Raw genomic sequence first — 7,738 nt, 5'->3', positions numbered from 1 at the left:
GGACGGGCGTGCCGGATGTGGCGGGTGAGTCGGATGCGCCGGTCGAGGTGGATGCGCTGGGTGTGCCCGGTGGGCCCCACCTGCCTGCCGAGGTGAATGCGCCGGTTTTGGCGCGTGGGCGGGGTGCAGCAGAGGAGCCGAGTGCGCCAGGTGTGACAGGCGTGCTGGGCGGGCTCGTCGGGCCGGATGTGGCGGGTGGGTCCGGCGCTCGGGCGGAGGTGACGCCGCGATGAGTCTGCGACGGGCGGACACCCTCGGGGGGCGGGCCGCGATCGCGGGTATCGGGGCGACCGAGTTCTCCAAGGACTCGGGCCGCAGCGAGCTGCGGCTGGCGGTGGAGGCGGTGCAGGCGGCGCTGGCGGACGCCGGGCTGACCCCCGCCGATGTGGACGGGCTGGTCACCTTCACCATGGACACCAGCCCGGAGATCACCGTGGCCCAGGCGGCGGGGATCGGTGAGCTGTCCTTCTTCTCCCGCGTGCACTACGGGGGCGGGGCGGCCTGCGCCACCGTGCAGCAGGCCGCACTGGCCATCGCCGCCGGGGTGGCCGAGGTGGTGGTCTGCTACCGGGCGTTCAACGAGCGCTCCGGCCGGCGCTTCGGGTCCGGGGTGCGGCACCGCGAGCCGACCGCCGAGGGTGTCGCGCTCGGCTGGGCCCTGCCCTTCGGCCTGCTCACCCCGGCCTCCTGGGTGGCCATGGCCGCCCGCCGCTACCTGCACACCCATGGGCTGACCCCGGAGGTCTTCGGGCAGGTGGCGGTGGTCGACCGCCGCCACGCCGCCACCAACCCCGCCGCCTACTTCCACGGGCGGCCGATCACCCTGGAGGAGCACGCGGCCTCCCGCTGGATCGTGGAGCCGCTGCGGCTGCTGGACTGCTGCCAGGAGACCGACGGCGGCCAGGCCGTGGTGGTCACCAGCCTGTCGCGGGCCCGTACGCTGCGCAGGCCGCCGGTGGTGGTCGCCGCGGCGGCACAGGGCGCGGGCCGGGCCCAGGAGCAGATGACCAGCTTCTACCGGGACGACCTGACCGGGCTGCCGGAGATGGGGGTGGTCGCCCGGCAGCTGTGGCGCGGCAGCGGACTGACTCCGGCCGAGATCGATGTGGCGATCCTCTACGACCACTTCACGCCGTTCGTGCTGATGCAGCTGGAGGAGTTCGGGTTCTGCGGGCCTGGTGAGGGCGGCGACTTCGTGGCCGCCGGCGCACTGCCGCTGAACACCCACGGGGGCCAGTTGGGCGAGGCGTACCTGCACGGCATGAACGGCATCGCGGAGGCGGTCCGGCAACTGCGCGGCACCGCTGCCAACCAGGTGCCCGGGGCGCGCCGGGCGCTGGTCACCGCGGGCACCGGGGTCCCGACCTCGGGGCTGATACTGACCGCGGACGGCGGGGCAGACGGCTGAACCGCGCGGGTGCCCCGCGTGTCAGCGGCCCGCTCCGGCGCTCGCCCCCTTGACTCCCCGTATGGACCGACGAAGAGAGACCGTCAGAGTTTTGGTCGGCCTGCTCACGATGCTGGCCTGTCTGGCGACCGGCGGGGCGCTGTCCGTCCCCGCGGCCGCCGAGGAACCGGTGCCCCCGGCCGACTCCCTCATGAAGGAACTGGGACTCGACTCCGTGGCCGCCGACATCCTCGGGCCCGGGTTCGACCCGACCGAGGGGTTGCTCTCCCGGCTCGGATACGGGGACGTGGACATCGGCGCCTCGGCGGGGCTCGGGCTCGGCGACTCCGAGGTGGGCACCGACGACCAGCGAGAGGACGCCGACGAGGGTCGGCCGGCTCCTGCCGCCCCGGCCCCCGCGCGGAAGCCGAAGCAGGCGGCGAAGGAGCCCGGCGCACTGCCCGACCCCCAGGTGTACGGGGCACGAATCTACGACGGCTTGGCGTTCGACACCTGCCACGCGCCGTCGCTGAGCACCCTGCGGGCCTGGCGCGACTCCCCGTACGGCGCGGTCGGCATCTACTACGGCGGGCGCGCCCGGCACTGCCCCAGCCAGCCGAACCTCTCCCGCTCCTGGGCGCGGGGCGCGGAGACACTCGGCTTCCGACTGCTGCCGATCTATGTGGGGTCCCAGGCGCCCTGCGTCCGCAACGAGAAGAAGCGGGCCTTCGCGATCGGCGGAGAGCCCTGGGACCAGGGGCGCCGGGAAGGCGCCGAGGCGGTGGCGCGCGCCAAGACGCTGGGCATGGCCAAGCGCAGCGCGCTCTACCTCGATATGGAGGCGTACGACCGCAAGAACACCCGGTGCGCCGCCACCACCCTGCTCTTCATCCGCGGCTGGGTGCGGGAGGTGCGCTCACGCGGCTACTTCCCCGGCTTCTACAGCAGTGCGGACGCCGGCATCCAGCACCTGGAGACGGCCCGGCGGTCCGGGGTGCGCGACCTGCCGTCGGTGGTGTGGTTCGCCCGCTGGCACACGGCGGCGGCACTCTACGAGGAGCCGGTGCTGCGGCCCAAGGCATGGCATCCGCACCGCCGGATCCACCAGTACGCGGGTGATGTCAGCGAGAGTCACGGCGGGAAGCGCCTGCGGATCGACCGGAACCGGGTCGACGCACCGGTCGCCATCGTCCGCTGACCAGGTCGACGCCCTGTCGTGAGCGCCTGCTGACCAGGCCGCCGCACCGGCCGCGATCGTCCGCTGGCCGAGTGGTCGACCCTGGCCGCACCGGAGGCTGCCCCTAAGAGAACGGCACCGCCTCCTCCGACCGGAGGAGGTGGTGCCAACCCCACCTCTACAACCTGAGGGGGACGCAGCTTCGGCACCTGCGGCCGATACCTCGCACGGTCCCGCGCTCCTAGCGTGGAGATATGACCACGCCTGTGTGCACCGGTGCCGCTACGGCCGCTGTGTTCCCGTCGTTCACCTCGTACGTACGGGCCCGGGGGCCGGTCCTGCTGCGCACCGCGCGCTCCCTCACCGCGAACCCGAGCGACGCCGAGGACCTGCTCCAGACGGCCCTGACCAAGACCTATCTGGCCTGGGAGCGCATCGAGGACCAGAAGGCGCTGGACGGCTATGTGCGGCGGGCGCTGGTGAACACCCGCACCTCGCAGTGGCGCAAGCGCAGGGTCGACGAGTTCGTCTGCGAGGAGCTGCCCGAGCCGGAGCCGACCCCCGCTCCGGACCCCGCCGAGCAGCAGATGATGCACGACATGATGTGGCGGGCGGTGCTGCGGCTCCCGGACCGCCAGCGGGCGATGGTCGTCCTCAGGTACTACGAGGACCTGAGCGAGGCCCAGACCGCGGAGCTGCTGGGGGTCTCCATAGGCACCGTGAAGAGTGCCGTGTCACGGGCGCTGGGGAAGCTGCGCCAGGACCCGGAGCTGTCCCACGCCGCCTGACCGGCAGGGCGACCCGCTGCCCGCCCTCCCCCGGGTGACCCGAGACACTCCCGTACCGGCGGCCCGCCGAGGAGAACCGGTCGCGCGTCCGCGGGCCCGCGGCCCATCCGTCCTGGTGGCACCCCTGGGCGAACGGGGAGAAACCGTAGAGGAGAGATCCTCTTGGCCACTTTGGCCAGAACAATCGGTCAAATCTCGCTACTGCCGGGTAGTGACATACCGAGTGGTCTGCCCTGACAATCACCGCGAGACGACCCTCGCCTGCGGGAGGCTTACCGGTGTACAGCACGATGCAAGACGTTCCGCTCCTTGTGAGTCGCATTCTGCGGCATGGATCCACGGTGCACGGCCGGTCGGTCGTGACGACCTGGACCGGGGAGGCCGAGCCGCAGCGGCGCACGTTCGCCGAGGTGGGAGCGCGGTCGGCGCAGCTCGCCCATGCCCTGCACGAGGAGTTCGGGATCCAGCGGGAGGATGTGCTGGGCACCCTCATGTGGAACAACGCCGACCACGTGGAGGCGTATCTGGCGATCCCCTCGATGGGCGCCGTGCTGCACACCCTGAACCTGCGCCTGCCCGCCGACCAGCTCGCCTGGATCGTCAACCATGCCGCCGACCGGGTCGTCTTCGTCAACGGCTCACTGGTTCCGCTGCTCGCGCCGCTGCTGCCGCACCTGGAGTCGGTCGAGCACGTGGTGGTGTGCGGCCCCGGGGACCGCTCCCCGCTGGAGGGCGTGCGGCCCCAGGTGCACGAGTACGAGGAGCTGATCGCGGGGCGGCCGACCGAGTTCGACTGGCCCGAGCTGGACGAGCGGGCGGCTGCCGCGCTCTGCTACACCTCCGGCACCACCGGCGACCCCAAGGGCGTGGTCTACAGCCACCGGTCGATCTACCTGCACTCGCTCCAGGTCAACTGCACCGAGTCGTTCGGACTCAGCGCCTCCGACAACCTCCTGCCGGTCGTCCCGATGTTCCATGTGAACGCCTGGGGCACCCCGCACGCCTGCTTCATGGCGGGCTCCTCGATGCTGATGCCGGACCGCTTCCTGCAGCCCGCCCCGCTCGCCGAGATGATCGAGACCGAGCGGCCCACCATCGCCGCGGCCGTTCCCACCATCTTCCAGGGGCTGCTCGCCGAGCTCGACGCCAAGCCGCGCACGGTGTCCTCGCTGCGCAGCGTGATCATCGGCGGCGCGGCCTGCCCGCCCACCCTGATGCGGGCCTTCGAGGAGCGGCACGGGCTGCGGGTCATCCACGCCTGGGGCATGACCGAGACCTCGCCGCTGGGCTCGGTGGCCCACCCGCCGGCCGGTGCCACGGGCGAGGAGGCCTGGGCCTACCGCTTCACCCAGGGCCGCTTCCCCGCCTCGGTGGAGGCCCGGCTGGCCGCCCCCGGCGGCGGCTATCTGCCCTGGGACGGCACCTCGGCCGGCGAGTTGGAGGTGCGCGGCCCGTGGATCGCGGGCGGCTACTACGGCGGGCCCGGTGCCGAGCCGCTGCGTCCGGACGACAAGTTCAGCGAGGACGGCTGGCTGCGCACCGGGGACGTGGGCACCATCTCCCCGGACGGCTTCCTGACCCTGACCGACCGGGCCAAGGACGTCATCAAGTCGGGCGGTGAGTGGATCTCCTCGGTCGAGCTGGAGAATCACCTGATGGCGCACCCGGAGGTGGCCGAGGCCGCGGTGGTGGCCGTCCCGGACGAGAAGTGGGGCGAGCGACCGCTGGCCACGGTGGTGCTCAAGGACGGCGCGACCGTCGGATACGAGGACCTGAAGGCGTTCCTCGCGGAGCGGATCGCCCGCTGGCAGCTGCCCGAGCGCTGGGCGGTGATCCCCGCGGTGCCGAAGACCAGCGTGGGCAAGTTCGACAAGAAGGTCATCCGCAGGCAGTACGCGGACGGAGACCTGGACGTCACCCGGGTGGACTGAGGCACGGCCGAGGCGAGGCGGCCCCGGAGCGGGCGGGCGTCAGCACCACGCCCACCGGGGCCGCCGGTGCCCTTCCTCCGGGGTGCCTCGTCTGGGCTGGCGTTGTCCTCCGGGTCCGTATCCTCCCGGCCGGGCTTGTCTCTTGGCCGGGGATTCCGCTTCGGGCCGCCGCCCATCGCCGGCTGCCGTTGTCCTCCGGGTCCGTATCCTCCCGGCCGGGCTTGTCCCTTGGCCGGGGATTCCACCTCGGGCCGCCGCCCATCGCCGGCTGCCGTCGGCTCGGGGTGCCGCCGACCTTGGGCTGTCGCCCACCTGGGGTGTGCTCACCTGCGCTGCCGCCCGACCTCGGCTGCCGCCGGTTCTCGGGCTGTCGCCGCCTACCTGGGCTCCGGCCGCCCTGGGGCCCGCCTATCCGGGTTGCCGTTGATCGCCGGGATGCCGCCGGTCGGCAGGACGCCCACGGCTGCTCCGCCCGCGTCGGGATCTGGCCGCCCGCACCGCGCCCGTGTGCCCGCCCAAGTGGGGCGGACCTGCCGGACGGGACGGACGCGCCGGACGGGGCGCACCCGCCCAGGTGGGGCGGACCTGCCGGACGGGACGGACCCGCCTGGCGGGGCGGACCACCCTGGCGGGCCGGACCCCAGGCGTACTCGGCCGGGGCGGCGCGGACCGCGGTGGGTCAGTTGGTGCCGATCTTGGCCAACAGGTCCACGATCCGGGCCTGTACGTCGGCGCTCGTCGACCGTTCGGCGAGGAACAGCACGGTCTCCCCGGAAGCGAGCCGTGACAGCTGTCCGAGGTCTATCCCGGCGGAGGTGTAGACGACCAGCGGGGTGCGGTTGAGCAGGCCGTTGCCCCGCAGCCAGTCCACGATCCCGGCCCGGCGGCGGCGTACCTGCATCAGGTCCATCACCACCAGGTTCGGCCGCATCCGGGTGGCGAGTGCGACCGCGTCGGCGTCCGTGGCGGCCCGGGCCACCTGCATGCCCCGCCGCTCCAGCGACGCGGTCAGCGCGCCGGCGATCGCGTCCTGCTCCTCGATCAGCAGCACCCGGGCCGGGTGCTGCTCGCTGTCGCGCGGGGCGAGCGCCTTCAGCAGCACCGCCGGGTCGGCCCCGTACGCGGCCTCCCGGGTCGCCTGCCCGAGCCCGGCCGTCACCAGCACCGGGACCTCCGCCGCCACCGCCGCCGTACGCAGCGACTGCAGCGCGGTACGGGTGATGGGCCCGGTGAGCGGGTCGACGAACAGGGCCGCCGGGTAGGCCGCGATCTGCGCGTCCACCTCCTCACGGGAGTTGACGATCACCGGACGGTACCCGCGGTCGCTCAGCGCCTGCTGGGTGGAGACGTCAGGGGCGGGCCACACCAGCAGCCGGCGCGGGTTGTCGAGGGGCTCCGGGGGAAGCTCGTCGTCGCGCGGCGGGGTGCGGTCGTCCACCACCTCCACCGCGCCGTTCGGCCCGTCCAGCGGCTCCGGACCCTCCGAACCCTCGTCCGGGGCACCGATGGCGAAGGCGCGACCGGGCGCGGCGGACGGCCCCGGAAGCGGGGCGTGTGCCGGCTGGCCCGGCTGGGGCGCCTGCGGACGGCGCCGCCCGGCGGCCACCGGATCGGCGGCCGGGGCGCGGTCCTCGACCGGCTCCGGACGGGCGGCCAGCTTGCGGCGCCGGCCGGATCCGGGCATGGCCGGGGCGCCGGGCATCGGGGTACCCGCGGCAGGGGTGTGCGGCCCGTGGTCACCGACCTGCTGGGCGTACGCCACCCCCTGACCCAGCGTCCGCACGCTGATCGCGCGGCCGTGCGAGGTGTCCGGACCCATGGCGGCGGCACCGGGTGCGGGGTTCTGGGGCGTACCCGGCGCCGCGGGGCCGCCCGGCTCGCCACGCACCGCCTGCCGGGGCAGACCGGGGGCCTGACCAGGGGCGTTGGGCGAGGTGGCCAGGGAGGCGGCCGGGTGCGACGGGGCTTCGGCGGCGTGGTCCGCCTCGGGCAGCGAACGGCGGACCCCTTCGTCGGAGAGGGCGCGCCGGGCACGTCGCCGTCCGGTCGGCGCCTCGCCCGGCGAGGCCGGCAGCGGCCGGCCCTGCGGGTCCGGGCCCACCGGGGGGAAACCGAGGTCGTCGGCCGCACCCCGCGCGGCGGGCAGGGCGGTCGGCGCGGCCCCGCCCCGGGCGGGCTGCGGCGGCACCGGAGCGGTCCCGGGCGCCCCGCCCTGGCCGGCCTCGGGCCAGCCACCGGGGGGCACCGGGCCCCCGGCGGGGGACTCACCCTCCGGCGCGTGCGGGCGGCCGGGGTGGCTGCGCCCAGGGGGCGGGCCCGGCCGGCCGGCGTCGGCTGCCGGTGCGTACGGGTCCCGGAGGGGTCGCGAGTCGATGCCCACCGGTCGTCCAGGGGCTCCCGCGCCGGACGGCTGACCAGGGGCGGGGCCGCCGAGAGCCGGGGCGGCGCCCAGGGC

5 protein-coding genes and 1 pseudogene are annotated in these 7,738 nt (G+C 74.5%); 5 read left to right on the top strand and 1 reads right to left on the bottom strand.

Annotation, left to right across the window (positions count from 1 at the left end; all coding sequences use genetic code 11):
* The 5 genes and pseudogenes from E4099_RS33745 to E4099_RS25750 form a co-directional block, all read left to right on the top strand.
* Positions 1-233: pseudogene (locus E4099_RS33745) on the top strand (hypothetical protein); the annotation flags it as partial.
* A complete protein-coding gene (locus tag E4099_RS25765; RefSeq protein WP_135341506.1) occupies positions 230-1,408 on the top strand; it encodes a lipid-transfer protein in 1,179 nt (392 codons plus the stop codon). The pseudogene E4099_RS33745 and the gene E4099_RS25765, both read left to right, overlap by 4 nt.
* A 61-nt stretch (positions 1,409-1,469) precedes the next feature.
* Positions 1,470-2,585, top strand: coding sequence for a DUF1906 domain-containing protein (locus E4099_RS25760; protein WP_245245166.1), 1,116 nt, complete (start codon positions 1,470-1,472; stop codon positions 2,583-2,585).
* Positions 2,586-2,818: 233 nt separating this feature from the next.
* Positions 2,819-3,352: a SigE family RNA polymerase sigma factor gene (locus tag E4099_RS25755; RefSeq protein ID WP_135341505.1), complete on the top strand. Its 534-nt coding sequence runs from the start codon at positions 2,819-2,821 to the stop codon at positions 3,350-3,352.
* A gap of 278 nt (positions 3,353-3,630) precedes the next feature.
* On the top strand, positions 3,631-5,283 hold the full coding sequence (locus E4099_RS25750; RefSeq protein ID WP_135341504.1) for a long-chain fatty acid--CoA ligase: 1,653 nt from the start codon (positions 3,631-3,633) through the stop codon (positions 5,281-5,283).
* Between the two features lie 679 nt (positions 5,284-5,962).
* Here E4099_RS25750 and E4099_RS25745 read toward each other — a convergent pair.
* A partial coding sequence (locus E4099_RS25745; RefSeq protein WP_245245164.1) for a response regulator occupies positions 5,963-7,738 on the bottom strand: 1,776 nt, incomplete at its 5' end.

It is taken from the genome of Streptomyces palmae (assembly GCF_004684805.1).
Lineage (GTDB): Bacteria > Actinomycetota > Actinomycetes > Streptomycetales > Streptomycetaceae > Streptomyces > Streptomyces palmae.
This window is presented reverse-complemented; position numbering and strand designations above follow the sequence as displayed.